Below are 1,091 nucleotides of genomic sequence, written 5' to 3'. Positions count from 1 at the left end.
GATACTTTGGCTGAAGAAACTCTTCCAAGATGTTTTACTTCTGAGCCTCGTTGATCTTCGCAATATGCGACTTCGGTGAACTCCTTATGGGTGTCCAATCCGACAAAAATTATGGTATTGTTTTTCATGGTGCTGGCCTCCGCTTATATGGTATGACACATATATTATGGCTCTGGCTTTGCTAACCCACGATAGGAGGTCAGCACTCTTTTGGGACGTGGGGAGTCATTATGTCTAGGTTTCCGAGTGCCCAACAATTAGTGTACACCCTACTATAGTTATATAGACCTTATGTGGAGGTGCTCATGGCACGTAAAAAAACTCAAGCTTACTCTGAAGAATTCCGAAAAGAAGCAGTGAAACGCTGCGAAAAACCGGGCGTCACTCAAGCTCAAGTTGCTAAAGAACTTGGAATTAGCTCCCAACAAATCGCGAACTGGAAGCGTCAATTTATGCGCTTATCTGATAAACAATTCAACTCTGTTAATGGCGTCGATTACTCAAAAAATGAGAGTGAAGAACTTCGTCGTTTAAGGCGAGAGAATAAACAGCTTCAAGAAGAAATGGATTTCCTAAAAAAGGCTGCGGCGTACTTCGCCAGAAACCAAGAGTGAAGTACGCCATTATCAAAGAGTATGAAGAGCAGCATTCCAAGGCTTTAATGTGCCGGGTTATGCGTGTCTCACGCACTGGTTACGCTAATTGGTGCAAGGGTTCTATCTGTGACCGCGATAAACGTCGACAACTAATGACAGCTAAAGTGTTGGATACCTATGAAGACTTTGAAGCTGGCTGCAGATTCTGGCCCATTCCGATCACTCATTCTGGTTTTAACCGATCATCATTTCTGGAACTTTTCGACCATTGATTCTGGTTTTATTCGATCACTTTTTCTGGATTTCCAGAATCAGTGATCAGATACCAGAATTGATGATCAGATACGCCGGAATACGCAAGCTGGCTATGGATCGAGAAGAATAGCGAAAGAGTTAAACGATCTTGGTTACCCTTGTTCAGAGAATTACATTGCTAACATTATGAAGTCTCAAGGCATTAGGGCGCGTAACGGTAAGGGTTTTAAATACAGCCGC

The 1,091-nt window shown here is 43.0% G+C and carries 3 protein-coding genes and 1 pseudogene; 3 read left to right on the top strand and 1 reads right to left on the bottom strand.

Annotated features, from left to right (window positions below; all coding sequences use genetic code 11):
• A pseudogene (locus A3763_RS29700) lies at positions 1–128 on the bottom strand (IS110 family transposase); the annotation flags it as partial.
• Positions 129–305: 177 nt separating this feature from the next.
• On the opposite strand from A3763_RS29700, the gene A3763_RS17675 reads away from it, so the two are divergent.
• The 3 genes from A3763_RS17675 to A3763_RS30185 form a co-directional block, all read left to right on the top strand.
• On the top strand, positions 306–614 hold the full coding sequence (locus tag A3763_RS17675) for a transposase (RefSeq protein WP_068553100.1): 309 nt from the start codon (positions 306–308) through the stop codon (positions 612–614).
• A complete protein-coding gene (locus tag A3763_RS17670; protein WP_068553031.1) occupies positions 611–868 on the top strand; it encodes a hypothetical protein in 258 nt (85 codons plus the stop codon). Before A3763_RS17675 ends, A3763_RS17670 begins: the two co-directional genes overlap by 4 nt.
• Before the next feature lie 58 nt (positions 869–926).
• Positions 927–1,091: IS3 family transposase (locus A3763_RS30185; protein WP_156495150.1), on the top strand; the 165-nt coding region annotated here is incomplete at its 3' end.

It is taken from the genome of Oleiphilus sp. HI0128, from assembly GCF_001635365.1.
The sequence above is the reverse complement of the archived record's forward strand: the minus strand, read 5'-3'. Positions and strand labels throughout refer to the sequence as shown.